The organism is Paenibacillus sp. ISL-20 (genome assembly GCF_018613005.1).
In the GTDB taxonomy this organism is placed as follows: Bacteria; Bacillota; Bacilli; order Paenibacillales; family Paenibacillaceae; genus Paenibacillus_AQ.
The window spans coordinates 292,418-315,357 of the sequence record NZ_JAGGRD010000001.1; the positions used below are offsets into that span (position 1 = coordinate 292,418).

General features: G+C 34.2%; 44 protein-coding genes. 41 read left to right on the plus strand and 3 right to left on the minus strand.

Annotation, left to right across the window (positions count from 1 at the left end; all coding sequences use genetic code 11):
- Nucleotides 1-87: 87 nt before the first annotated feature.
- From J7E85_RS01455 to J7E85_RS01480, 6 genes are all read left to right on the plus strand, one after another.
- Nucleotides 88-621 carry a 3D domain-containing protein gene (locus J7E85_RS01455; protein WP_215154235.1) on the plus strand — a complete coding sequence of 178 codons (534 nt, stop codon included), beginning with the start codon at nt 88-90 and terminating at the stop codon, nt 619-621.
- Entirely contained in the window at nt 618-908 is a 291-nt protein-coding gene (locus tag J7E85_RS01460) for a nucleotide modification associated domain-containing protein (protein WP_215154237.1), read from the plus strand. Before J7E85_RS01455 ends, J7E85_RS01460 begins: the two co-directional genes overlap by 4 nt.
- Nucleotides 901-1,437, plus strand: a complete 537-nt coding sequence (locus J7E85_RS01465) for a 5' nucleotidase, NT5C type (RefSeq protein ID WP_215154239.1) — start codon at nt 901-903, stop codon at nt 1,435-1,437. Before J7E85_RS01460 ends, J7E85_RS01465 begins: the two co-directional genes overlap by 8 nt.
- Before the next feature lie 145 nt (nt 1,438-1,582).
- Nucleotides 1,583-2,218: a hypothetical protein gene (locus J7E85_RS01470; RefSeq protein ID WP_215154241.1), complete on the plus strand. Its 636-nt coding sequence runs from the start codon at nt 1,583-1,585 to the stop codon at nt 2,216-2,218.
- A gap of 48 nt (nt 2,219-2,266) precedes the next feature.
- Nucleotides 2,267-2,464: a hypothetical protein gene (locus J7E85_RS01475; RefSeq protein WP_215154243.1), complete on the plus strand. Its 198-nt coding sequence runs from the start codon at nt 2,267-2,269 to the stop codon at nt 2,462-2,464.
- Between the two features lie 80 nt (nt 2,465-2,544).
- Complete coding sequence (locus J7E85_RS01480) at nt 2,545-2,880, plus strand: hypothetical protein (RefSeq protein WP_215154245.1); 336 nt, start codon at nt 2,545-2,547, stop codon at nt 2,878-2,880.
- A gap of 369 nt (nt 2,881-3,249) precedes the next feature.
- Here J7E85_RS01480 and J7E85_RS01485 read toward each other — a convergent pair whose 3' ends face one another.
- A complete protein-coding gene (locus J7E85_RS01485; RefSeq protein WP_215154247.1) occupies nt 3,250-3,735 on the minus strand; it encodes a hypothetical protein in 486 nt (161 codons plus the stop codon).
- A gap of 100 nt (nt 3,736-3,835) precedes the next feature.
- Between J7E85_RS01485 and J7E85_RS01490 the strand changes: the two genes are divergently transcribed.
- Entirely contained in the window at nt 3,836-4,090 is a 255-nt protein-coding gene (locus J7E85_RS01490; RefSeq protein WP_215154249.1) for a hypothetical protein, read from the plus strand.
- Between the two features lie 153 nt (nt 4,091-4,243).
- Here the strand turns inward: J7E85_RS01490 and J7E85_RS01495 are convergent, their stop codons facing one another.
- Nucleotides 4,244-4,552, minus strand: coding sequence for a hypothetical protein (locus J7E85_RS01495; RefSeq protein WP_215154251.1), 309 nt, complete (start codon nt 4,550-4,552; stop codon nt 4,244-4,246).
- 211 nt (nt 4,553-4,763) lie between these two features.
- On the opposite strand from J7E85_RS01495, the gene J7E85_RS01500 reads away from it, so the two are divergent.
- From J7E85_RS01500 to J7E85_RS01575, 16 genes are all read left to right on the plus strand, one after another.
- Nucleotides 4,764-5,081, plus strand: coding sequence for a hypothetical protein (locus J7E85_RS01500; RefSeq protein WP_215154253.1), 318 nt, complete (start codon nt 4,764-4,766; stop codon nt 5,079-5,081).
- The gene (locus J7E85_RS01505; RefSeq protein WP_215154254.1) at nt 5,071-5,262 is read left to right on the plus strand and encodes a hypothetical protein; all 192 of its coding nucleotides are present in this window, start codon (nt 5,071-5,073) and stop codon (nt 5,260-5,262) included. Before J7E85_RS01500 ends, J7E85_RS01505 begins: the two co-directional genes overlap by 11 nt.
- Before the next feature lie 38 nt (nt 5,263-5,300).
- Entirely contained in the window at nt 5,301-5,456 is a 156-nt protein-coding gene (locus J7E85_RS01510; protein WP_215154256.1) for a hypothetical protein, read from the plus strand.
- Nucleotides 5,457-5,633 carry a hypothetical protein gene (locus tag J7E85_RS01515; protein ID WP_215154258.1) on the plus strand — a complete coding sequence of 59 codons (177 nt, stop codon included), beginning with the start codon at nt 5,457-5,459 and terminating at the stop codon, nt 5,631-5,633.
- Nucleotides 5,634-5,661: 28 nt separating this feature from the next.
- Nucleotides 5,662-5,880: a hypothetical protein gene (locus J7E85_RS01520; RefSeq protein WP_215154260.1), complete on the plus strand. Its 219-nt coding sequence runs from the start codon at nt 5,662-5,664 to the stop codon at nt 5,878-5,880.
- A gap of 604 nt (nt 5,881-6,484) precedes the next feature.
- Nucleotides 6,485-7,135, plus strand: a complete 651-nt coding sequence (locus tag J7E85_RS01525; protein WP_251035364.1) for a hypothetical protein — start codon at nt 6,485-6,487, stop codon at nt 7,133-7,135.
- Nucleotides 7,136-7,285: 150 nt separating this feature from the next.
- Entirely contained in the window at nt 7,286-7,525 is a 240-nt protein-coding gene (locus J7E85_RS01530; protein ID WP_215154262.1) for a hypothetical protein, read from the plus strand.
- Nucleotides 7,526-7,741: 216 nt separating this feature from the next.
- Nucleotides 7,742-8,716, plus strand: a complete 975-nt coding sequence (locus tag J7E85_RS01535) for a phosphoadenosine phosphosulfate reductase domain-containing protein (protein WP_251035365.1) — start codon at nt 7,742-7,744, stop codon at nt 8,714-8,716.
- Entirely contained in the window at nt 8,717-8,872 is a 156-nt protein-coding gene (locus tag J7E85_RS01540; protein ID WP_215154264.1) for a hypothetical protein, read from the plus strand.
- Nucleotides 8,873-8,936: 64 nt separating this feature from the next.
- Nucleotides 8,937-9,794: a phosphorothioated DNA-binding restriction endonuclease gene (locus tag J7E85_RS01545; RefSeq protein ID WP_215154266.1), complete on the plus strand. Its 858-nt coding sequence runs from the start codon at nt 8,937-8,939 to the stop codon at nt 9,792-9,794.
- Nucleotides 9,795-9,826: 32 nt separating this feature from the next.
- Complete coding sequence (locus J7E85_RS01550) at nt 9,827-10,336, plus strand: hypothetical protein (RefSeq protein ID WP_215154268.1); 510 nt, start codon at nt 9,827-9,829, stop codon at nt 10,334-10,336.
- Nucleotides 10,337-10,493: 157 nt separating this feature from the next.
- A complete protein-coding gene (locus tag J7E85_RS01555) occupies nt 10,494-10,700 on the plus strand; it encodes a hypothetical protein (RefSeq protein ID WP_215154270.1) in 207 nt (68 codons plus the stop codon).
- A gap of 43 nt (nt 10,701-10,743) precedes the next feature.
- The gene (locus J7E85_RS01560; RefSeq protein ID WP_215154272.1) at nt 10,744-11,643 is read left to right on the plus strand and encodes a hypothetical protein; all 900 of its coding nucleotides are present in this window, start codon (nt 10,744-10,746) and stop codon (nt 11,641-11,643) included.
- Nucleotides 11,633-11,896 carry a hypothetical protein gene (locus J7E85_RS01565; RefSeq protein ID WP_215154274.1) on the plus strand — a complete coding sequence of 88 codons (264 nt, stop codon included), beginning with the start codon at nt 11,633-11,635 and terminating at the stop codon, nt 11,894-11,896. Before J7E85_RS01560 ends, J7E85_RS01565 begins: the two co-directional genes overlap by 11 nt.
- Nucleotides 11,897-11,942: 46 nt before the next feature.
- A complete protein-coding gene (locus tag J7E85_RS01570; protein ID WP_215154276.1) occupies nt 11,943-12,449 on the plus strand; it encodes a siphovirus Gp157 family protein in 507 nt (168 codons plus the stop codon).
- Nucleotides 12,450-12,663: 214 nt separating this feature from the next.
- Nucleotides 12,664-12,867 (plus strand): hypothetical protein, encoded by a 204-nt coding sequence (locus J7E85_RS01575; protein WP_215154278.1) that lies wholly within the window; start codon nt 12,664-12,666, stop codon nt 12,865-12,867.
- A 376-nt stretch (nt 12,868-13,243) separates the two neighbouring features.
- On the opposite strand, the gene J7E85_RS01580 is transcribed toward J7E85_RS01575, so the two are convergent.
- Nucleotides 13,244-14,059 (minus strand): hypothetical protein, encoded by an 816-nt coding sequence (locus tag J7E85_RS01580; RefSeq protein WP_215154280.1) that lies wholly within the window; start codon nt 14,057-14,059, stop codon nt 13,244-13,246.
- A 138-nt stretch (nt 14,060-14,197) separates the two neighbouring features.
- Here J7E85_RS01580 and J7E85_RS01585 point away from each other — a divergent pair, with 138 nt between their 5' ends.
- The 18 genes from J7E85_RS01585 to J7E85_RS01670 all read left to right on the plus strand — a co-directional run bounded on the left by J7E85_RS01585 (nt 14,198) and on the right by J7E85_RS01670 (nt 22,931).
- Nucleotides 14,198-14,389: a hypothetical protein gene (locus J7E85_RS01585; RefSeq protein WP_215154281.1), complete on the plus strand. Its 192-nt coding sequence runs from the start codon at nt 14,198-14,200 to the stop codon at nt 14,387-14,389.
- A 38-nt stretch (nt 14,390-14,427) separates the two neighbouring features.
- Complete coding sequence (locus J7E85_RS01590) at nt 14,428-14,616, plus strand: hypothetical protein (protein WP_215154282.1); 189 nt, start codon at nt 14,428-14,430, stop codon at nt 14,614-14,616.
- A gap of 1 nt (nt 14,617) precedes the next feature.
- Nucleotides 14,618-14,983, plus strand: a complete 366-nt coding sequence (locus tag J7E85_RS01595; RefSeq protein WP_215154283.1) for a hypothetical protein — start codon at nt 14,618-14,620, stop codon at nt 14,981-14,983.
- A gap of 80 nt (nt 14,984-15,063) precedes the next feature.
- Nucleotides 15,064-15,249, plus strand: coding sequence for a hypothetical protein (locus J7E85_RS01600; RefSeq protein ID WP_215154284.1), 186 nt, complete (start codon nt 15,064-15,066; stop codon nt 15,247-15,249).
- An 831-nt stretch (nt 15,250-16,080) separates the two neighbouring features.
- Nucleotides 16,081-16,500 (plus strand): GTP pyrophosphokinase, encoded by a 420-nt coding sequence (locus J7E85_RS01605; RefSeq protein WP_215154285.1) that lies wholly within the window; start codon nt 16,081-16,083, stop codon nt 16,498-16,500.
- Between the two features lie 73 nt (nt 16,501-16,573).
- The gene (locus tag J7E85_RS01610; RefSeq protein WP_215154287.1) at nt 16,574-16,951 is read left to right on the plus strand and encodes a YhjD family protein; all 378 of its coding nucleotides are present in this window, start codon (nt 16,574-16,576) and stop codon (nt 16,949-16,951) included.
- Between the two features lie 142 nt (nt 16,952-17,093).
- On the plus strand, nt 17,094-17,309 hold the full coding sequence (locus tag J7E85_RS01615; RefSeq protein WP_215154289.1) for a hypothetical protein: 216 nt from the start codon (nt 17,094-17,096) through the stop codon (nt 17,307-17,309).
- Between the two features lie 40 nt (nt 17,310-17,349).
- Nucleotides 17,350-17,538, plus strand: coding sequence for a hypothetical protein (locus J7E85_RS01620; protein WP_215154291.1), 189 nt, complete (start codon nt 17,350-17,352; stop codon nt 17,536-17,538).
- 27 nt (nt 17,539-17,565) lie between these two features.
- Nucleotides 17,566-18,051 (plus strand): hypothetical protein, encoded by a 486-nt coding sequence (locus J7E85_RS01625; protein ID WP_215154293.1) that lies wholly within the window; start codon nt 17,566-17,568, stop codon nt 18,049-18,051.
- A 239-nt stretch (nt 18,052-18,290) separates the two neighbouring features.
- Nucleotides 18,291-18,512: a hypothetical protein gene (locus J7E85_RS01630; RefSeq protein WP_215154295.1), complete on the plus strand. Its 222-nt coding sequence runs from the start codon at nt 18,291-18,293 to the stop codon at nt 18,510-18,512.
- A gap of 292 nt (nt 18,513-18,804) precedes the next feature.
- The gene (locus J7E85_RS01635) at nt 18,805-19,137 is read left to right on the plus strand and encodes a hypothetical protein (RefSeq protein WP_215154297.1); all 333 of its coding nucleotides are present in this window, start codon (nt 18,805-18,807) and stop codon (nt 19,135-19,137) included.
- Between the two features lie 17 nt (nt 19,138-19,154).
- Nucleotides 19,155-19,508: a helix-turn-helix transcriptional regulator gene (locus J7E85_RS01640; protein ID WP_215154299.1), complete on the plus strand. Its 354-nt coding sequence runs from the start codon at nt 19,155-19,157 to the stop codon at nt 19,506-19,508.
- Between the two features lie 37 nt (nt 19,509-19,545).
- Nucleotides 19,546-19,722 carry a hypothetical protein gene (locus J7E85_RS01645; RefSeq protein ID WP_215154301.1) on the plus strand — a complete coding sequence of 59 codons (177 nt, stop codon included), beginning with the start codon at nt 19,546-19,548 and terminating at the stop codon, nt 19,720-19,722.
- A 58-nt stretch (nt 19,723-19,780) separates the two neighbouring features.
- Nucleotides 19,781-20,584 (plus strand): HNH endonuclease, encoded by an 804-nt coding sequence (locus J7E85_RS01650; RefSeq protein ID WP_215154303.1) that lies wholly within the window; start codon nt 19,781-19,783, stop codon nt 20,582-20,584.
- Between the two features lie 76 nt (nt 20,585-20,660).
- The gene (locus J7E85_RS01655; protein ID WP_215154305.1) at nt 20,661-20,933 is read left to right on the plus strand and encodes a helix-turn-helix transcriptional regulator; all 273 of its coding nucleotides are present in this window, start codon (nt 20,661-20,663) and stop codon (nt 20,931-20,933) included.
- A 31-nt stretch (nt 20,934-20,964) separates the two neighbouring features.
- The gene (locus tag J7E85_RS01660) at nt 20,965-21,219 is read left to right on the plus strand and encodes a DUF1653 domain-containing protein (RefSeq protein ID WP_215154307.1); all 255 of its coding nucleotides are present in this window, start codon (nt 20,965-20,967) and stop codon (nt 21,217-21,219) included.
- 307 nt (nt 21,220-21,526) lie between these two features.
- Complete coding sequence (locus J7E85_RS01665) at nt 21,527-22,354, plus strand: ATP-dependent DNA ligase (protein ID WP_215154309.1); 828 nt, start codon at nt 21,527-21,529, stop codon at nt 22,352-22,354.
- Nucleotides 22,335-22,931, plus strand: coding sequence for a hypothetical protein (locus tag J7E85_RS01670; RefSeq protein WP_215154310.1), 597 nt, complete (start codon nt 22,335-22,337; stop codon nt 22,929-22,931). The genes J7E85_RS01665 and J7E85_RS01670 overlap by 20 nt, the downstream gene beginning before the upstream one ends.
- The last annotated feature ends 9 nt before the right edge of the window (nt 22,932-22,940 follow it).

Consider the following 22,940-nt stretch of genomic DNA (forward strand, 5'->3'; position numbering starts at 1 on the left):
ATAAAGAAATATAATTAAATATATACAATATCTAGTGGTTTAGTTGATTCTGAACCACTAGATATATACATAGCTAGGAGGGTGAATATGTGGCAGATGGCCCTTTCTCTACTATTAACATTGTCGATTACTCAGACGGAATTTAAAAATGTTAATGAGGCACGAGAAGCGAAAAACACGAATATTAGACAGGATTTAAATGTTGTTAAGTTGGCTGAGTCAGAGAGGGCTGAAACGGAAGTCACTAAACCAAAACCAAAGAAGATTAATAAGAAGATTAGTAATACTGATAGTGATAGTGACTGGATTTTGTTCGAAGTTACAGCATATAGCAATCACTATGCATCAACAAAAAAGAATCCTGGGGATGAGGCTTACGGTATTACATATTCTGGTAGACCAACAGTTGAAGGGCGAACTGTGGCAGCTGATATTAACAAGTATCCTATCGGGACAGTGTTGTACATAGACGGAGTTGGTGAAAGAGTAGTTGAAGATATTGGTGGGGCTATCAAAAGGAATCGGCTAGATGTTTATTTTAAGAGTGAGCAGGATGCGTTAAATTTTGGACGCAAACATGAAGTAAAGGTGAAAATAATAAAAATGGGTGATGAAAAATGAAAAGACAGGAACAGCTGATTGAACAGGTTTGCGATAGCGTTGAGAGATTGCTTAAGAAAAAGAATCATGATTACGGAAATTCATTTAGTCTTCAGTTTGAAAAGTACGGGATTATGAGTGCTTTGATTAGAATGGATGACAAGATGAGGCGATTGGAAAATTTGATTAAAGGTAATGAAGCTCAAGTTGTTGATGAATCAATTGAGGACACTCTGCAGGATCTTGTTGGCTATGGAACTCTAGCCCTTGTTGAACTACAAAAACTGAAAGAGGAATCGAATGGCTAAGAAGCGTCTAGGTATTGATCAAGATAATGTTATTGCAGACCTCCTATCAGAATGGGTAAGTCGCTATAACAGCGACTTTGACGACAATCTGACACCTGAACAAGTAAGTTGCTGGAATTGGCATCACCTGTGTAAGCCAGAATGTGGTACAAAAATTTATGAGTACCTGGATGACCCCGATCTATTTCTCAATCTTTCGATAATGGAGGGGAGCCAAGAAGTATTAAGAGAACTCAGTTACATCTATGATATTTATGTCGTCAGCGCTGCCTATAACCCTATGAATATTCCTGCAAAACATACATGGCTGAAGAAACATTTTCCATTCTTGAATGAGAAAAAATTTGTATTCACCAGAGATAAGAGCATCGTGATGGCTGATTACCTAATCGATGACAAACCAAAGAATCTAGAGGCGTTCCATGGGACAAAAATCCTATATACAGCTCCACACAACCATGATGAGGAGCGATTTTACCGAGTAAATAATTGGGATGATGTACGAGAAATACTTTTAGATTGGAAGTGATCTGTATGAATTTTAATTATGATCGATTCATCGATTTGATTACGTATTTTGAAGAAGACGATGTTAATTATAGTGAACTTCAGGAGATCCGCGATAAACTTAATGACTTTAAAGGGATAGTTGAAGATAAGATGGAGCAATATTAATGAACAAAGAAAATAGAGGTTCGCGATTTATTGACATGACAGGTCTAAGGTTTGGAAGATTAGTTGCTAAAGAGAGAAAATCTGTGAGAGTCAATAATAAAACAAGAAGTTATTGGCTGTGTAGATGTGATTGTGGAAATGAAAAATTGATCCTAAGAGACAACTTAATGAAAGGAGCTACAAAGAGTTGCGGTTGCATTGTAGCTACAAAAAAAGGCATATCGTCTAACAGAATCATGAAGATTCTAGATGGAATGAAAAGAAGATGTTACAACAATTCAGACAAAAGTTACGATACATATGGGGCAAGAGGAATAAAGATTTGTGATGAGTGGCTAAATAATGATTTTGCATTTTATAATTGGTCTTTAGAAAATGGTTATAATGAAGGTTTAACTATTGATAGGATTGACCCAAACGGAAATTATGAACCTGAAAATTGCAGATGGGCTACCATGAAAGAGCAAAATAACAACAGAAGGAACAATGTCAATATAACAATTGGCAAGACAACAAGAACGATGACGCAATGGTCTGAAATGACTGGAATATCAATCTGGAAAATACATAAACGATATCACGATGGTTTAAAGGGAGAAGATATTATAGCCGAGTTTTACGATAACGAAAGTTAGAAAGTCTCTGTGAAAACTGTATTTTATTGAGAAAGGAGGACGAAGATATTGAACCTATGGCAAAGACTTGAGGAACGTGGACGAGAAGCATTAAAACTAGGTCAATCATGGCATCTATATTATGTTGACTTGGATAAATCGGGTTATGGTTGGGCTGAAGTAAAATTTGCAAGAAAAGATACACAAGGAATATTTAAAACTACTGACTCAGCTTTTGGTAATATCGAGTATTATGATTTGCGATAAAATTAGGATTTCATCAAAAATCTAAGCGTGAAAATCAGAGTATGAGTGAGGAAACAAGAGTAAATAGGAGGTTGAAATTAATGAGTGAAACAGTTCATTACAGAGGTATCTTGAAAATGATTGAACGATATAACAATGAAACTTTAGAAGATCAATGCAAGAGGTTATTAGATGATAAGGAACTTCCGTCATATTGTGATTCTTATGAAGAATTTTTCTTAGATGAAAATTTCGATAAAGCAGTAATTATCGATGGTATGATTTATCTGGCCGAAAAAGAGGCTGTTGATTCAGATAGCGATATTTTTAAGGTCAAGAAAATAAATGACAATGAGATTGAATTTGAAGTGAGATACTACAATGGTGGCTGCAGTTTTAATGAAGCAATTGATGAGGCGTTTAATAATATGAAGTAAAGCAAAAAAAATAGAACAGGAGATTAAATGGGGAATACAATGAACAAGCCCAATGATAAATGTGCTCGATGTGGTGAAGAAATATTCGAATCTCAAACACTCAGTAGGTGTTTGAGATGTGGAAAAGCCACTGAGCGTGAGGTAAGCGGTAAAGAATATTATAAAAATAAACAAGGAATGAATAATAATGCCAAACGTAACAGTGAGCGGTGTTGATTTACACTACGATGAAATGCAACTTATCAACTGTGTCAGGGATTTGGGGATTGAAGCACTGGACGTATTGCTAATCCTATCGAATAGTGTTCAAGTGGAATCAGACAGCCATCAGAAAATTAAGGTTTATATTCAGAAAATTTTTTCGTGAATTCAGTTCGAAAAATAATCTATTTCGATTTTTTTGTTTAATAGATCTTCTCTTTTGATTAACATTATCTCAGAAAAGCTAAATGGAGCCTTGCTTAATATAATCTCTCCATTAGAAGTGCTTTTTGTAATATAGTATTTTTTATCATCGATATAAACAAAGTATTTGGTTGGTTTATCTGGTATAAATTTATGAAACAACAGCCAGTTTACTACCAATCCCATAGCGAAAATAAAAGAAAAGAATCTAAAAATTTCTTTCCATTCAAAGTTGAATGCTATGGTCATCCAACTTGTAAAAACAAATGCATAGCCTAGAGCCACATATACAACCAGCATGACATTGGTAGTTATTTTGTGCTGATCAGACATTATTAACTTCTCAAAACTAGAGGTTTTGATCATAGCAATTGATTTAATTATTAATCCAATCAGAGCAATTACAGAAGTTACACCAATAACAGAAAAAATAGCTGTGATTTGACTCATCTCGCATGACCCCACAGTCAATAGATATATTGAACATTTTACCACAAAACAATAATAGATAATCAAATTGATATTTCATCGGAAAGGAGGCGTAAGTTAGATGATTTTTTCAAGGAAAGCAACGATAGAGGACTTTAATAATGAGAATGAAAGATGGGAAGAAATTCTCCATAAAGATGTGAGAGATGCGATTCACAAATACAGAAATATTAGGCAATATCCTGGACTTATGGAGTATAGAAAAAGAGTGTGTTGTGGAGTCGAAGAAGCCAAGAGAGTAATCACAAGTTATGTGTCATTCTTAAATGCGTGGGAAGATTACGCTAATGATAAAGATGTATTTGTACAATATTGATAAAATCGATCTTTTACTGAGAAAGGGGAGTGGAACGAAAACAAGAAGAGTGGGAAGAACGTAGAGAAACACCAAAGCACTACGAAAAAAAGATGAACTCGTTACGTAGTGCTTTAGTGATGCAATGCATTAATTATGAGGCAGTAAGTTTACTTATGTGCCACTTTTAACGAAGATATCATAATATGTATATACCCCATTACTATAAACTCTAAGTTTGGCTTGTCCTGGCTTAATTCCTCTAATAGTCGAAGGATATGTCACAGCTATCACATTCTGTATATTATCAACCATGGAGATTGTACCGCTAAAATTATGGATTTCACCGACGCGCAAGACCAAATTTTGGTCAGCAAATGGAGATACAGAATTTGTATCAACAGGTGCAGCACTAGCACTTACACTTCCCAATACAATAGATACCCCTAACAGAGCGCCAATTGTCAAAGATTTGATTTTCATAATACATTTCCTCCTTTAATTTGGGATATTTTAACATTAACATATTATGGAATCTTACTCTTGAGTATTTAGCCTCATTTTGATCTTGATTTTCCTGTTGTTATCTAGGGGATTATGTCATTTCACAAATATAATGAGACTGAAAAAACAAAAAACAAGTTTTGAGACGTTTTACTATGAAATCAGCATTTCACAGAGAAGGAGGGTTTGGATGTTAACTGAAAAAGAATATAATGAAATGCTCGAAACCCTAAACCATTGTGGATTGGGTTGGTTTTCCGAACAAAATGAGAGTAGTTACGATCTATACATGAAACAATCCGAGGAACCGGCAATGTTTACTCCAAAGATTTTGAAAGCACCTAAAATCAGCGAGGAATATGCAACATTTTGGCCTAATGAGTGGGAAGACAGATTGCTAACCAACACACAAAAATGGATCAGAGCACTGATTGAGGAAAATAAAAACTTGAAAGGGCAGAAAAATGAATCTTTTCTTATGAAAGGAGAGCAGTACGATGAAGAATAGAAATATCAATGGATGGATTATTCAAGAAAATAAGCACAACGAGTTCCCTGCAACAAAAAGTTACATTGTATTTCATCCGATTTGTGATGGTCACTTCTGGGAGCAGTTTGACACAATTGAAGAAGTGAAAGCTTTCTGTACTAAAGAAACCTTTGACATTTGGTCAAGAAATCTTATTTGATCATTATACCAAAAGAGATAGTGTGAGGAGTATTTTCAGTGACGAAGAAAAGCAATCACAAACACGAGTATGAATTAGTGGAAATCAAACAGGGTGGCTGGTTTACCCATGAGAAAGCCTGTAAAATTTGCGGCCACTTAAATAGTCGATTAAGAGTTGATAATGAATCTAACATTCAGAAGGGAGAAGATTAAATGTCTGGAGAATATGCGCTGCAGTTATTGAAATATGAATTACGCGATAAGAAACACGAGGTTGAACAGTATGGGCAAAGACAGGACAATATTATGGGAAAGACTATCACCAAATTAAAACACCAGATTTATGATTTAGAGTTTGCAATAGAACTACTTGAAGAGTATCAAGATTAAAATTTATATCAGAAAGGAGATTTAAAATATGAGTATGCATGGAGCGAAGACTGTTGTTGAACAGCATGTAAAACATCTCGAAACATTTGTAGTTGAGTTAGAAAAAGAAAGAGATACTATGAGACACAAGGCAGATCTTGCACAACTTAGATATGAGATATACATAGAAAAATACAACGATTTAAAATCGATTCTTGAAGAAATGAAATTGGAAATCCCAACTATACAAAGGAGTGATTGTTATTGATTAAATTACACGATCAAATTGTGTGTGATAATGGGGACATTTATAACGTAAAGCGCAATTATGAAAATAACGAGTTTGACTACATACTTGTAAAAAATGATAAAACTATTACTGAAGTTAAATCATGGCACATTAACGATTGTTATACATATGATGAACCATTTTGCTTTGAAAATTGGTGTGGGAATCTCAAATACACAAAAATAATTAGTATTTATGATTATTGGGGTGATTTAAAGTGTTCAAAAAATGAAACCGTAAGGAGTCGATTGTCATAGCATTAGCAGAGGAAAGAGAGACAGTAATTAGATCAGATGATGAATGTAAGTCCTGGACGGTGTACACGCTTCAGCAAACAATAATCACTAAGTTGCGCAAGGTGGGAGCAGAGCCGTACAAGGTAGATCCCGATGGAGGCCATCATTATAAGGATCTAAAGTTTAATCAGGTTTCTTTTAGAAGCGGCAAAGAGCGAGTAATGACAGAAGAGCAGCGAAAAAAGGCATCTGAACGAGCTAAGAAAAACCTAATTCGTAAAAAGTAAAAATACATAGTTTATATGAAATGAGAACTTTATCAAAAATTAATCATGAGGAGAGAGAAATTGAAAGAAAACACTGTGCTAAGTATTGATGAACTAATTCTTGTTGAGAGTAAAACGAAGAGAGATGAACTAGTTTTTAAAGATGATGTTTTAGACAAGGTAAAATTTGTAGCAACTTTATCAGATTTAAATGAAGTTACAGTTGAAATGAGCGCAAACTACTACGAAGTTTCAACTGACACCGTACAATCAATAATTAAACGTCATAGAAATGAATTTAATGAATATTCAGAAGTAAGAGTATTAAAAGGCAAGAGTTTAGCTGATTTTAAGACGCGTGTCCAAGGTGAACATGCGTTTAAGGGTATTAATTCACTTAGTTTGTTAACTAGAAGAGGTCTCCTAAGAATTGGGATGCTGCTTACTGAATCAGAAGTTGCAAAATCTATTAGGAACTACTTGCTCAATGTAGAAGAGATTTCGTCGGAGGAGCAAAGAAAATGGGCTTTAGAACGTGAGATAACTAAAAGAGAAAGAAGATATTTGACTGATGCAATAAGAGACTTTTATGAGGGGACATTAAAGAAGGGTTTTGAGTACTCCACATTCACCAATCTTGTGTATAAGATTTTATTTGATACAGATGCAAATGGTTTGCTGAAGATGTATGATCTAGACAAAAAAGACGTTAAGAGATGCACTAAGTACTGAAGACCTCAAAAAAATAGTAGAGGTAGAACAGGCAATAAAAAATTTGATTAAATTGGGACATGATTACCAAGATATAAAGACAATTCTCATTAAGAATAGAAATAAATTTATGTAAAATCGTGATTTTATCAAGAGATGGAGGTTTTGATCTTGCAGAACGAGACGAATGAAAGACCTTTAGATAAGATGTTTAAGGAAATTATCGCAGATACTTCAGTAATGAAGGCCTATAAATTGGGTACTGCTAATATGGCGAAATTTTTAGTTGATGTCCTGGATCGGATGGAAAGCGGAGGATTCAAGACAATTGGAACTAATGATCTTAGAGATATCATTAACAAGGCTATGCTAGATGATAAAGAAACATATGATTATTTTGAAAGACTATAAAATTGTAATTATATAGGAAGGTGATAGTTTTGACATGTGAACATAAATTTGTTCATTTAGACACCAAGAAGAACAGAGAGTCCAATGGATGGAGTATCATTTTTAAACGAGTCGATACATACTTCTGTGAAAAATGTTTAGAAGAAGAAGTGAAAGTTAAAACAGCTTGCGAACGTGATGAGCCTGAATGGTATTAGGAGTAGATGAAATAGAAATTTGATCAAGAACAAGAGGAGTGAATATTTAATTAAAGGCACAAAAGAAAACCCTAGACATATATGCGGTATAAGTGGAGGAAAAGACTCTTCAGCCTTAGCGATACATATTAAAAATACTAGACCAGATATATTTGAGAAATTAGAGTTGTTCTTTACTGATACTGGCTCAGAGTTGCCTGAAGTTTATGAATATCTAGACAAAATGGAAGAATATCTAGGTAAAAAAGTATTAAGAATTAAAGCAGATATAAATTCTAAACATAAGTTTATAGTAGTAGATGGAGAAGATGATTTTAATCCATTTGATGAAATTCTCTCTAAATATAATGGATATCTACCTTCACCTAGAGTAAGATGGTGTACGAGAATTATGAAAATAGAAACAATGGAAGCTTGGGTAGGCTCTGATTATTGCATCAGTTATGTGGGAATTAGGGCAGACGAACCAATGAGAGATGGATACAAGAGTAAAGGTAAGAATAAAAATGATAATAAAAACATTGTATCTGTATTTCCTTACAGAGAAGATAATCTTTCCTTGTCTGATATTTATAGAATTCTTGAAAATTCAGAAATGGGATTACCAAATTACTATAAATGGAGAACTCGCTCTGGTTGTTACTTTTGTTTTTATCAAAGGATGGTTGAATGGGCAATACTTTCAAAACTTTATCCTGATTGGTTTGAAGCAGCCCGAAAATATGAAGTACAACATTCCGATAGAAGAGATTATACTTGGGTTAAGAATAATTCTTTAGAAAAAATTAAATTGAATGCTGATAAAACCATTATTAGATATTTAAAAAAGCAATATAAAAAAGTCAATGAATGCGATTTAGTACATAATTTAGATCAAATGATTGAAATGGTTCAACGCAATGAAATTAGAAAATTTATCGATAGTTGGGATTTGAAGAAGTTGCATGATGCTGATGGAGAGAATAAGGAAGGATGCACTGTCTGTGCAATTTAGGTGATAAATTTGGATTGGAAATTAATTAGCATGGACAGAGAAAGAGTTATTGAAGTGAATTGTCAATATGATTCCTTGGATTTAGCAGTAATGATGGAAGACGCAATTAAGGTACTTGTTGATTTTGATAAGAAAGAAACGACAGTAATAAAATAGACTTAGCGACTATCATCTTATGGTATATTTGAACTATTAATCATATCATAAGGTGATGAAATCAATGAATTCGGAAGATATAAAAAAAGCAGTTATAAATCTTGGGACTTGGAAAAAGGATGGAAAAATGTCCCCACATAAACCACTCCTAACGCTTTATGCTCTTGGACGTTTACTTAATGAGGGGATCAAATGGATTCCTTATATAGAGATTAAAAGAGACATGAAAGAACTGTTATCAAGATTTAGTAATTCAAACCATCCAGAGTACCCATATGTATACCTTAGAAATGATGGTTATTGGGAAGTAAATCAAGAAATTGATAAAAAAATCACTATCAAACAGTTAAATAATACCTCTGGAGGATTTACGAAAGAAGTACATGCGTTGTTGTTGAATAATCCATCTTTAATTGAGGAATTAACTAGCATGTTGCTAGAGTATTATTTTGCAGAAACACAATATGACGACCTTCTGAATAGCACAGGCTTAATGACTATGACAATTAAGAAGCGTCCCAGAAGCCCACTATTTAGGAAAAATGTACTCGAAACATATGGATATAGATGTGCAGTATGTGGATTTAACCTTCACCTCAATCATAGCTATGTGGGATTAGAAGCAGCTCATATCAAATGGCACAAATATGGAGGGCCAGATAAAGAAGAGAATGGATTGGCGCTTTGTTCATTACACCATACTTTATTTGATTATGGATCATTCACTATTCACAAAAACAATATTCTTGTTGTATCTTCATCTGCTCTAAGCTATGGCGATTCATCTAAACTATTATTTGGTTATCATGGGCAAGAGATACTTAAACCATATAATCCAAATCATTCGCCTAATAAATTGTATCTTGAATGGCACAACGATGAGATTTTCAAGAAACCAGCAAGGTACTTAGAAAAACGATAAAAGAGGACTTTCATATAGAAAGGGGAGGTTAAGTGAATCTTGGAAAAATCAAACCAAAGGTAAAAGGTGAATCTAATAAGTACAGTTGGAACTTATACAAGTTTCTCAGCAAGATTGTTAAGAAGAACGAGTATATTGATAGTCAACTTAGGATTTATTGGAATCACCATAGTAGATGGGACGGGGAGCATCTGCCATTTAATACGGATCTGTCAAATGGGATGCAGATTATAATTGATCCTTACGGCAATAAAAGTAGCGGCTATTTTATGAATACTGTTTTACGGAAAGGCAATTGCGAACTTTATTCGTTGTGTGTGTGGAAAAAAGAAGATTTACTCGATATAACTGACTGGTTTTTTGATGAATATGAAAAGATTGGCCGGTGTATTTTTGACCCAGACCACAACGGCTGGATGTTAGGAACAGATGGAAGATATACATACGTCAACAATACAAGAAAATGTAATTGGTGTGGACAGTGGCATCACAGAGAGATTGTTAAAAAAGTAAAAATAGAAAGAATATCTGTATGGGAGTAGGATTGAATATATGAATTGTAATAATGAACATTGTTTGTGGAACTCATTTGACCAATGTTGCCCCGAGAGTGAAGAACAATATAACGCAGCAACACCAGATCAGTTAGATTGTCCGTCTTCACTTAGACGAGATCATCAGGAATCGATGTATATCATTATGGATGAAGTTATTGAGATGATGCATAGAAGAAATTTTAGAGAACTGATTCAAATACATAAATTTGTTAGAGACCAACGTAACACAAAAAAGATAAGCAATATTGAATTTGTGAATGGCGGTAATATCGAAGCTGTCAATTCGAAAGACGGTATTCGAGGTATAAGTAGCAATTATATCTTTGGTGTCGATCTGGCAGACAATTAATTTGAATCAAATGTAAATTCATTTGAAAAGGAGAACTGATAAATTGAATAAAGGACAAAGTAATAAGGAACCGCTAAAACTTATTGCAATCAAAACCAAAAGTAGGGTTTATGTTTCTGATAATATTAAGAATGATTCTTATCATCATACGAAATTGAAGAGCCTATATTTTGATAATGAATTACCTACAGATACATATAGAAAAGATTGGTTCGAGATCAAAGAAGTGCCTAACTCAATTCAAAGGAAATTGCCTACTGAGCGAATCAATGAAAGATATGAGTTAAAGGAAGCACATTACAACACAGGACTCCCTAAAGTATTGCATCGTTCAGATTTTGATGAGGACACAGGACAATACGAATCGGTATATGGGTTATATGAGCTCAAATATGAACTAACAGATCCGGGACTTGATGATGTAGAATTTGAACTTATTGTTATAGCTGAACTTGAAAATTTTGAAATTGTACGTAACGATTACACATTGCAGCATTCCCTTCTGGATCAAATTTCAACTCATCCAATTTTACTTTCAACTAAACCATGTAAGTTGTCTCGTGCTGATAGTTACAGAATCGTTCGTAACTACGTCAAAACACATATCGATACAAGATGGGCTAAAATCACAAGTGACTATGATTTTTGTTTTACTGTGAGTAAAGAGATTTCTCATGAACCTGAAGAATTCAGAGTTGATATCGGGAAAAGAAAACCTAAATATGAAACTAGATATCGAAGATCGAGAACGACAAAGGTTTTTGAGGTGGCACCGTCATCATACAATAGCTATCCAGTTATTGAGCCATTTGAAGGTAAAAACGAAGAAGACCTAAAACAAAATATACAAAAATATCTGGATGAACTCATGGAAGTAATTAATAAACCGTTAGTTGAGTGCGAACATTGTAAAGGATATGGAGTGATTTTAAATGAAGTTTAAAAAGAGCTACTTGAAAAATGAATTAGATTTGCCGTATAGCGCCATGGTCGATGAGATTACCGAGACTTCAAGATGGAGCATTCATCATAAAATTGTGTTTGAGCATGAAGGTAAGTTTTATCAAACGTATTATTCTGAAGGTGCTACAGAAATGCAAGATGAATCTCCGTGGGATTACCAAGATGAAGTTGATTGTGTAGAGGTTGAACTCAAAGAAGTAAAAGTAATGAAATGGGTCCCAAAGCAATCTTGATGATACATAGTGTTTATCAAATAAAAATAAAAAGGAGAATGATTAAATGAAGTTATATGAACTAACTGGGATGTACAAGAAATTCAATGATTACGCTAATGATATACTTGAAGATGATATGTCTGAAGATGAAATCCAAGCTCTAATTGACAATCTGGAGTCAATTGATGATCTTATTGAGAACAAATGCGAAAATACGGCTAAACTTATGAAGAATATTGAGGCCGATATTAAAGCACTTAAAGACGAAGAGGATCGCTTAGCAAAGAGACGTAAGGTACTGCAGAATAAACATGATGGTATTAAGTCATATATGCAGTCAATGCTTGAATCAAGTGGCATTAACAGTGTGAACGCAGGATTATTTAAGGTACGTCTGCAAGCTAACCCGCCGTCACTAAACGTGATTAATCCAAAATTAATTCCTGATACATATAAAATCACCCAAGATCCGAAAATTGACACGAAGAGCCTCTTGGACGCTGTTAAGAAGGGTGAAGTGATTGAAGGTGTGGAACTTGTTAAAGATAAAAAACACTTGAGAATTAGCTAAGACTGGAAAAGCAATGAATACCTGATGTATAATAAAGATGCCGAACATGAGTATTAAGGAGAGTGCATCTTATCGCGATTACGCTGGTGCTGGAACACTCTGCGTAAAAGATGCGTTTTCCATTATTAATAAAATAAATATATACAAATTATTTAAATGGTGGTATAATGACTTCAGTGGTTATTATCCACCATTTTTATAAGGAGGAGTTATTTTGAATAAACAACTATCATTGCCTGAATTGATAAATGAACTTCCGGTCGGAAAAATTGCAAAAGCTCACTTTGCCGATGAAAACTGGTATGTCACCAGACGTACCGATGAAGCGATTGTGTATTGCAGCGAAGAAGGTTGGTTTATGGATGGTCTAATTCCATTAACTTATAGTAATTTAAATGCAAAGTATGAAATTCTTTAAAGGAGGAATATATGGACTACTGATGCCTGTACAGAGATTTATGAGGGCTTAAAAAGTTGATAAAAGGGTTGTTTTATAATGAAGGAGTTGGATAACTATAGGGTATATTGAATTGGTTAAAGAATGCCTAGGGGATACGTGTTTAACTGATCCGGTTGTAAATGTGATGGTTGAGCATTCTTCATTTGCAGAGTTATACATAGAAGATCCTGAATTTGTAGGACATTATCCTCCAGAATACTGGGCCGAATATGTTCTGAATGAATATAAAGAGATACTGAAAAGATGTTTGATAGCTAACGAAATGTATACAAACCCAAAATAATGAAGGCACAGAGAATGAAAAAAGGAAAGGCATTAGCCCTTCCGTTAATGTTTATTGCCAAGTTGCTTTTGTAACAAAAGCCATATTACCCTGATTAGGTTCAAATCTGCCCGATGGAATAGTAGCTGATACCATTACTTGAACTTCGCCTTTGTCTTGGAGCTCATCGAACAATTTAGTAAATGCTGCTCTCTCAAGGTATAGGCTCCATCTATCACCATCTTCAGGTGTCAATTCTAGATTGAAATACTCTGACTCGATACTTGTATCAAAACCATAGTTATAATAATCATCTAGTCTTGCCGTTCCAGAAATAGCAAAATCTTTATCCAGGTTGTTTGACATATTAAATTGAACGTCTTTTGCTGTAAGAGTGATATTGTTGTTATCCATAAATATCTTAACTGGGTCGCTGTCAATTTCATTCTGCTTGGCATGATCAAAATAAACACTCAACACGGTAGAGTCATAATTTTCATATGCCAAGTTAGAGACACCGAACCAATCTTCAATCTTTTCTTTTGTTTCAGCATATTCCTTACTGTGCTCATCAAAGGATCTTGAAATAAACTCATTTATGGATGTGTCAAATAAATTACTAACATCGTCAACTAATTCCTGTTCTTTTTCTGTAATGTTCGTCAGCTCTTTGCTGTAACGCTTATATTGTCCACTAACTGATGGTACATAATCGTCGTGCTTATCACTGGTGTTGACGGTGTTAATGATCAAGATGGATAATTGCTTAGACTTTTCCCACAGTTCATCACGTATGGCATCGGGTTTAGCATGATTCTGTGTGTTTTCGCCACAAGCAGTTAGAATGGTTAACAGCAATATCATAAAAATAAATAAATACTTCTTCAAGCAAGTGACACCCCCTATATTTACCATTAAGTTTACCATGATTTAGTGATACGGTCTATTGCTTGCTGAATGCTATGTGAGTAAGAATATGAAAACTTAGTAAAAGGTCTATTTTATGGGGAATGGGAGGTTTTAAAGTTGTCGCACATCAATTGGGATACTCTTCAAGACTACAAACAAACACATCAATTTATACACTATCTACTAAAAAGATATCATGATGAACACACCGTGACCGAAGAAGAATTAGTTGAAGCATTAGAGGACATTAAGAATGGATGCGGGACAATGATTGAAGAGTGGAAATCTTATTTGGGTTATAAAGACTAAGTGAAAGGCACGTTTCATTAAAATTAGGAGGAAATAAAATGAAGATTATTTGCAAAGACAACTTTGATAGAGAAAGTGTAAATGACCAGTTGGTGTGTGAGAGCGTTAATGAATTCTACGGCTCAAAGATCGTTGAATTTTTAAATGATCAATTCTCAGGCGATTATAGCCCTAGTTTTTATAAGTTGGTTGATGATGACTATAGACTTTATGTCTGGGAGCCATAAGATGAATCGAACTGAAATTCAGAAATTTATGAAAATCGTACAAAGACATTCTCCAAACGTCTTTATTAATCCCAACTTTGAATTAATTGTTGAACCAAGAAATAATATATACTTCAGACTTGAAGATGTTGATTCAGAATTAACTCTAAAGTGTAAAGTGATTGCCTGGTTATCACGACCAAGTTGCAAAGGAGTAAGTGAATATTGGCAAAAACGGATCAGAGAAATCCTGAACGAGTATTTAGGAACAGAGTTCACGGTTGATGATATGCATGAGATTTATACATACTTAGGAAATGACTGTAATAGAAAGAAGACGATTAGATTTATTAAGTCTGGATACAACATGGATGAACTATATTTATGATGAAATGCGTGTTTCATGAAGAAAAAAAACAATGAAAAACGGAGTGTTAAAGAGTAAATAAAAGCGCGGAGGAGATATGAATGTTCAAAGTAGTGCCTGTCTATAATTCAACCTTAATTCGGTTTGTTTATGCGGTGCAGCAACTCGAAAATGGGCTAACTCAATTCCTTTTATTTGATGAGTATTCAAATAAGTGGCTTTGGATGCCAGCCAGTCAGTATGTACCATATAACGACACCCAAAATAAAACAAAGATAAAAATATAGTATGGAGGTAATTTTCAATCGAAAAATTAACTGAATGGGCAAATGACTATTCTGAACGCGCTAAGAAGGTCGTTGACGTACTTAAATATCATCATATTCTACCTGAAGATGTATATAGAGCGGAAGGTAGAATTCAGGCAATTGGTGATATGTTGAAATTCAATGAAGAAATTGAGGCAAATAGATGTTGTGAATATTGTACTGGTAATCCACTCATAGACAGAAAATCATTAATGAAAAGCCAGTTGGGAGATTACAGTGTATTCATTAACAGTTGCAACTACCTAGAAGACAGTGTGATTGGTGGTAGTGTACCGCATTCGTTATATGGAATTAAAATAAATTTCTGTCCAATCTGTGGAAGAAAATTATAAATTTGATGAAGTACATATTTTACAAGGGCACATAAAAAAGGAGAAGATATATTTATGTCTAAAAATAAAAATATTGAAATGAGAATCGTACATCACGTTGATAATGCGAAGGACTCTGAAACGAAAACTGCCCGATGGTGTTTTGATGAGTCGGAATGTATGCATATCGACAATAGAGAATGTTCAAATTGTCCGTATTATGTAGACTATAACTCTAAGTTATGAAGAAAGGATTTGATAGTATTGACGGAACAGTTGGCAAGAGAGAGAATTGAAGCATTTATCGCAGACAGAAGATACACATATTCGGTTGAGCAACTAATGGAGCAATATGTGAAATATTATAAGAATGGATATTATGTTTGTTACAGTGCCAAAGATTGTATTAAGCATCTTGAGGTTGAACTAGAAGATCTGTACTTGATGATAAAATGAACATTTCAAAGGGGGAGATTAAATGAACCAATTAGAAAAAGCCATAGTACTTGCAACAACTGCGCATCAAGGGCAATCAGATAAGGGAGGACATCCATACATACTGCATCCTTTACGTGTTATGATGAAAATGAAATCAGAAGAAGAGCGTATTGTTGCTGTGCTGCACGATGTAATTGAGGATTCAGGTGAGTTGATTGACGATCTGGTTTGTGAAGGGTATTCAACGGAGGTTTGTAAAGCGATTCATGCTCTAACAAGACAGAAAAATGAGTCGTATATGGAGTTTATTGAACGCTGTAAACAAAATCCACTTGCCAGTAATGTTAAAATCCAAGACCTTTCAGATAACCTGGACATGTCAAGAATTAAGAATCCAACGAAGCATGACTATGATCGACAGAAAAAATACACTAAAGCACTAAGGTTTTTGTTGGCTTAATTGATGACCGAATTTACAAGTCAAGAACGGTTAGTTATAATGTAGGAACATAAGTTCTTACGGAGGCGTTTTTATGGCTAGTCAACGACAAACAAATGAGGATATTCGCTTAGTTAAGTATTATTTAATTTATCCTGTAATTCTAGATGTGTTGCAGCGCAATATAGAACAGATCAAATCGGGTAACTGGAAATTACCCGATGTATTCACTACTCACTTAAAATTGATACAGAAGAAGGTAAATAAGGAGTATTTTGAACTAAGGCAGGAAATGAGAAGTCGAGGAATTAAGGTATTTGAAGAGAAGAGAGACCAGAAGGGAATTTCCGCAAAGTATTTATGTAGAGGATATAGATACGAAATGAGTTTGCTATGGATGTTGGTAAAGAGTGAGACGAGAATAAAACTTGCAAATATGTTTGGATTCGATATTGGTGAAATTGATCAATAAGGTATTGACTTAATTAAATAAAAATAATACAATTATATTAAGTGTATATAGAAGGTGAAAGCATGGAAGTGTCGAATTACATAATGAATTGGAAGATATCAAGATTAGACTAAAGTTAATCAAATAATACTTTTATAAGGAGTTGTGCAACATTAAACTGGTACAATGTGAGGCATTAGAAGATTTAATATATCATGGTTGGGGATATGACGAAGTGGTTATTCCCCAAGGTGCAATTTTTCATGCAGAGTATTATGAGGACGATCCATATGTAATTGTGAAAGCATCTGGTTTTAAAGATGGTGCTGAATTTGTAGGATTGGCAAAAGTAAGAATTATTGAAGAGAACCATGACTAGATAAAACAATTCTTTCATCAAAGAAAGGAGGGGGCAAGATATGAATGCTTACGGAGTAGAATTTAAGAACGGTGATGTTATCAGTTACTGTGACGAGCAGTTTGAAGTAATTGAAAATTACGGATCAAGCGGAACAGTCAGAGAATTTTTGGGAGAAGATAGATATGGAGACACAATAAGAAATTTTAGATGGGAAGTCTATGGAGAAAAATGCAAAAAGATAAAATGAGTCTTTTATTGGGAGGCATACATAAAAATGAATCAAAAATCAGACAAACAGCAGCTATTTAAGAGAGAAATACAAAATTTACTTACCGCTGATTATCGAATTATATATGACACACAATCTGACACCTTAAAAATTGTTGATAAAAAGGGTGAAGAAATTGACAACAATACCTTAGGTTTCGTTGGAGGAGAAGTAAATGAGTACATAAACATTCGAGAGGAGCAGACATTAGGTGAGAAAAGAAAGTATCCAATAGATGAATTAACAAGAAAAAGGCAAGAACTACTGGATTATATTTTGGTCAGTGATGAATCAAATAATACTTATAAAACTATTTTTGAGGTCTATCACGATAAAAACCAGATTTTCTCAATGGAAAAGTTCAATGTTATGAAGAGAAAAAATTTGAGATGTGATGAATTTAACGTCTATTTGTCTCCAGAAGAGGCCGAAACAATATTACCTTCATTGCAAAAATTTATTGAACAGAATAAAAAATCTGACTCTGAATAAAATTAGCCTTTCATTGGGTGTAAGGGGAGTATAAATTGGAACTGATTAGTTTACCTGGTCTAAAGATAGAAGGAGCGTATCTAAGTGGAGAAACACTCGTTATTAAACTTAGTGATGGACGCACCCTGTATGTTGAAGCGAAAATACAAGACGACAAACCATTACTAAATGTTCTATTAAATAAATAGAACGTATGAAACGAATCTTTTATGAAGAAGTTGGGGGAGGATCGATTTAGCGTGGAAGAAGATGTATGCAAATATTGCAAGCCTAAGAATGCTAAGACATTGATTGCAGGAAAAGCGTCATATATCTCAGCATGGGTGCAAGTTTATGTAAATGATAACGATGTTCGCTTAGGCTTAAGTGCAAGGGGAGAGAATACCATTAATACGTCTGTTGAGATTTTTTATTGTCCTATATGTGGCAGACAGTTAAAAGGTAAGAATCAAACAGAATGAAATGTGAGTTTCATTTAGATATAGGTGGTGATTAGAATGCTCAATAAAGAAGGGAAATTGTACGAAAACCTAGTTAATGGTGAAGTGGTAAAAGTTGTGAATAATTATCCAGACATAAATCCGAATAACGAGACTGTAATTTTCTTCAATTTGGAGACAGTGCCGAAATTCGATGGTCAAAGAATTAACAAATATCATATAACTGAAAGCACTCTACATATGTATTATCGTGAGGTAGAGCAGTCTAAATAAAATATGACTTTCTTACAGAAGAAGAGGAGGCAATACCATAGTGGACAAGAATAAACTTGCTATACTAAACGATTACTACAGATTAGAACAGGAGTTATTTGCAAAACTCGATAAACTAGTAGGCGAGAATGTAGCTGAGGAATTAATGGACTCCTTAGTAGGCTACAGAGAGCATAAACTAAAAATTGGGAAGTCTTTGGATCTTGATATCTATGTAGGTAAGGATGGTTTCTTAAAACGTCAATTTGAAAATATACCAAGCTACACTTCCTTACATGTGATCTATGAATATGACAATGGATTATCTTTATGTGAAGCACAAAATGGTTTTGAATTAATTCCTCAAGAACTAATTAGTTTCGAAACTGAATAAGTTGGGAGTGCAAAATATTGATTTCTAGTTTCTCAGAACGACTGAAATTGGCTCGGGAAAAAGCTGAACTGTCACAGGTGGACGTGATGGAACGGGTAGGAATTAACAATAAAACTTTAAGTGGATATGAAACTGAAAAGGCTGAGCCTGATATTGGAACAATAAATCTTTTATGTGACTTGTATGGAGTTTCTGCAGACTGGCTTTTTGGACGCACTAAGGTTAAGAATATATATGTCACCAGCAAACAAACGTTTATTAATTTGTCGGATGAATCGTTTATTACATCTGAGGTTGACTACCAGGAAAAATCACTAACAGAAAGTCAGAAACACAGATTGCTCAAGATGATGAGGCTGTTTTTAGATTAGTTTATTTCATAAGAATATTTAAGGAGGGCGAACAGTAATGGGTGTTGTAACTACATACGATGAAATGCGTAATCATTTAAGGAGTGAATTAAGTGAATGTCTAAGACTTGCAAAGGAACTGTTAGATGAGGATACCTGGGGCTATGACGATATGAGAGAAGATTACGCAATGGATGTTTATGTAGCGGTAAAAAAGGCAAGAGATTCCGTATAGGTGAAAAAAACAAATACTTTATGTTATTTAAATTATTTCAAATAGGCGAGGAGAATTAATGGGAGCAAATAAATATGAAAGTTACCATGAGCACCGAGAAGGAGCACTATTCAAAAAATGTAACACTTGTTTAAATTGGTTTGAAGCAAATTACAATAATTTTGAGAAAGATAAGAATGCGAAAAGCGGATTGAATGGTAAATGTAGAACATGTCAAAGAAATTATAATAAAGAACAATACTTAAAAGATCGAGAAAATAGAATTAAAAAAGCGTATCAAAGGATTTTAAATAATCGTGAATCACATCTTGAATCGCTTAAGAAAAACAACGCTAGACAAAAAACAAAGGAAATGGTAAGGAAGGGAGGGATAAAATATAGAAAAAGTGATAAGTATGCAGTCTGGAAAGATAAAAATAAAGACAGATTTATAGTGTATAGCCATAATCACAGAAATCATAATATAACAAAGAACGAGTGGAAATTATGTAAGGTGTATTTTGACGAATCATGTGCTTATTGTGGATTACATAAAAATAACCATTATGTCACTAGAATTGGAAAGAAAATGTTGTTTGATTTACACAAAGAACATGTAGTACATAACGGTGCCAACGATCTTTCGAACTGTATACCAAGTTGCTCAGCTTGTAATAGCGAGAAGAACACAAAAGATATTGATGAATGGTATAATGAAAGTAATGTCAAGTTCAACCAAGAAAGGTATAGTAAGATAATTAAATGGCTACATGAAGACTGCAAACTGTTTATAGAAGGCAATTTTGCAGTAAATGGGGTTGTTGAAACAAATCCTGATAAAGTTATATACATAGACGATCAAATCACCAAAGTAGACGATTAAAAAAACTTATAAAATAAGGGTTTTTTGAAGGGTAAAACTTGATAAAAGGATGATTTCATCAAAAGGGAGAGGCTAAATGACAAAACCATTTAGAACTTGGAAGGATATAAAAGCTGAATTAGATTATGCTTCAGAAACTAAGAAAAAAGCAATTAGTTTCGCTGCCCAACTCACAAATACTATTCTTAAACGTCAACATAGTTATGATATTAGCACTGCTGATTTAGCAAATAAGGCTGGCGTAAATGCTTGGGAAGTTGAGGAGTTAAAAAGAGAAGATGTAATTCCAAGTTTTGATTTATTGATTAAATTAGCTATTGCATTAGATGTTGAGTTTATTATAAAATAAAAATAAACAAATTAAAGAGGAGGGGTGCAGTATGGACTTGATATATGAAGTAACCAAGGGAGACAAATACAGGCATTACAAGGGTGGACTTTATAAAATTGTTTCACTAGCCACTCACACAGAAACACAAGAGGGATTGGTGATTTATGAGGACGAGAATCGTAATAGGTGGGCGAGACCAATAGAAATGTTTTTCGGATATCTTGAAGACGGCACAAGGCGGTTTGAACCATATCAAGAAGAGAATTCAGATTGGGGGAACACAGATCCATTTGAATATATTTAATGAAAGATTCATTTTATAAGGGGTGAGTAATAATAAATTGCCTAAAATGTAATTATATGATCTCTGAATATCAATTAGTCGAATACGATGGATGCTGTTGTGGCGTCTATAAGAATACATACTACAAAAACAGAAAAAGAAATTGTTCAAACTGTGGCTTACCAATGTCTGTTGAAGAGATTGAATACTATCAGGATTTCTGTAGTGGTGGATGTGTTCAAGAATATAGAGAACGCACTTAACATAACTTACCGCTAAACCGAATAAGCTTACTTTGGTATACTTTCTATCAAGGTGGGTGATGAGAGTGTTTGTTTCTCCAATGCTGTTACACTATGCTGCAGATAACAAGCCATTTGATGATGACAACTACATAACCGAACTTAAATTGGACGGTATTAGGTTGATCGTTAGCAACATAGACAGAGTTAGACTATATACTCGGCACAATAATGAGATAACAGCCAACTTTCCAGAGTTGGTTGATAATATAGATATACCTCCAGGAACAATACTCGATGGTGAATTAATTGTTGCAGGATCTGAGGGTAAGCCTGATTTTGAAGCCATGATGGAGAGATTCAAATCCAAGAAGAGTAAGCATAAGGCAGTGTTTTGTGCATTTGACATCATCAAGTATAAAAATAAAGATATGCATAATTTACCTCTGATTACACGTAAAGAGGCTTTGGAAACCTCTTTTTCAGATAGTCAATACGCATCCAAATCGAAGTATTTGCTGGGGAGAGGAACACAATATTTTGATTTGGTAAAGAGTCAAGGGCTTGAGGGCATTGTAATGAAAGAAGCCCAATCTAAATATGAGATAGATAAACGGTCGTCCAAATGGTTAAAAGTCATTGCTTACGATATGAGAGAGGCATATATAGTTGGGTATCGTAAGAGTGAGTTTGGATGGTTGTTGTCAGATGGTCAAAAGCCATTAGGGATTATGGAGCTAGGAGTTAAACCTCATGAGCGGAAAGCAGGATTCAAGGTATTCCAGCAATTAAAAACCAAAGAGACTAAGGATATGGTTTATCTTGAACCAATCATAAAATGTCAAATTAAGTATCGTGGATATTACAAAAGTGGAATGCTTCGTTTGCCAGTGTTTGAACGGTTTATTTTATAAGGAGGTGATCAAGCTGGCAAGACCAGTTAAATGTCCAATCTGCTCACAATATGGGGATAGGGAAGATATGATCCTAGAGGATAAGCGTTTTTACCATAAGGAGCATTGCCATCCAAAGCTCCTGAAAGTAAAGGAAGTAAAGAAACGAGAGAATGAACAGTGGGATGCCTTATTCCAGTATATACTCCAACTACATGACATCATAGTATTACCAACAGGAAATATCAGTAGGCTCCAAGATCTTCGAGCTGGCTATACAATGAGAGATGGTAAAAAGGTAAGACAGTGGAAGACAGGGCCAGACTTCGCATTGATGTTGGATGCTTATAAATTGGCAGAAGACAGTATTAAATGGTGCATTGTAAACAAGTTGGATGGCAGCAATGATGTAAAAGCAATTAATTATGGTATTAGCATTATGATCGATAAGTTGAATGAGGCCAACGATAGAAGAAAATTAAAAATGCGACAACAACAAACAATTCAATCAAATCAAAAAGACGATCAATTAAATAAAAATACAGAAATTAAATATAAGAAAAGATCCGAAAATAATGACATTTCAGATTTTCTGTAAGGAGTGGTT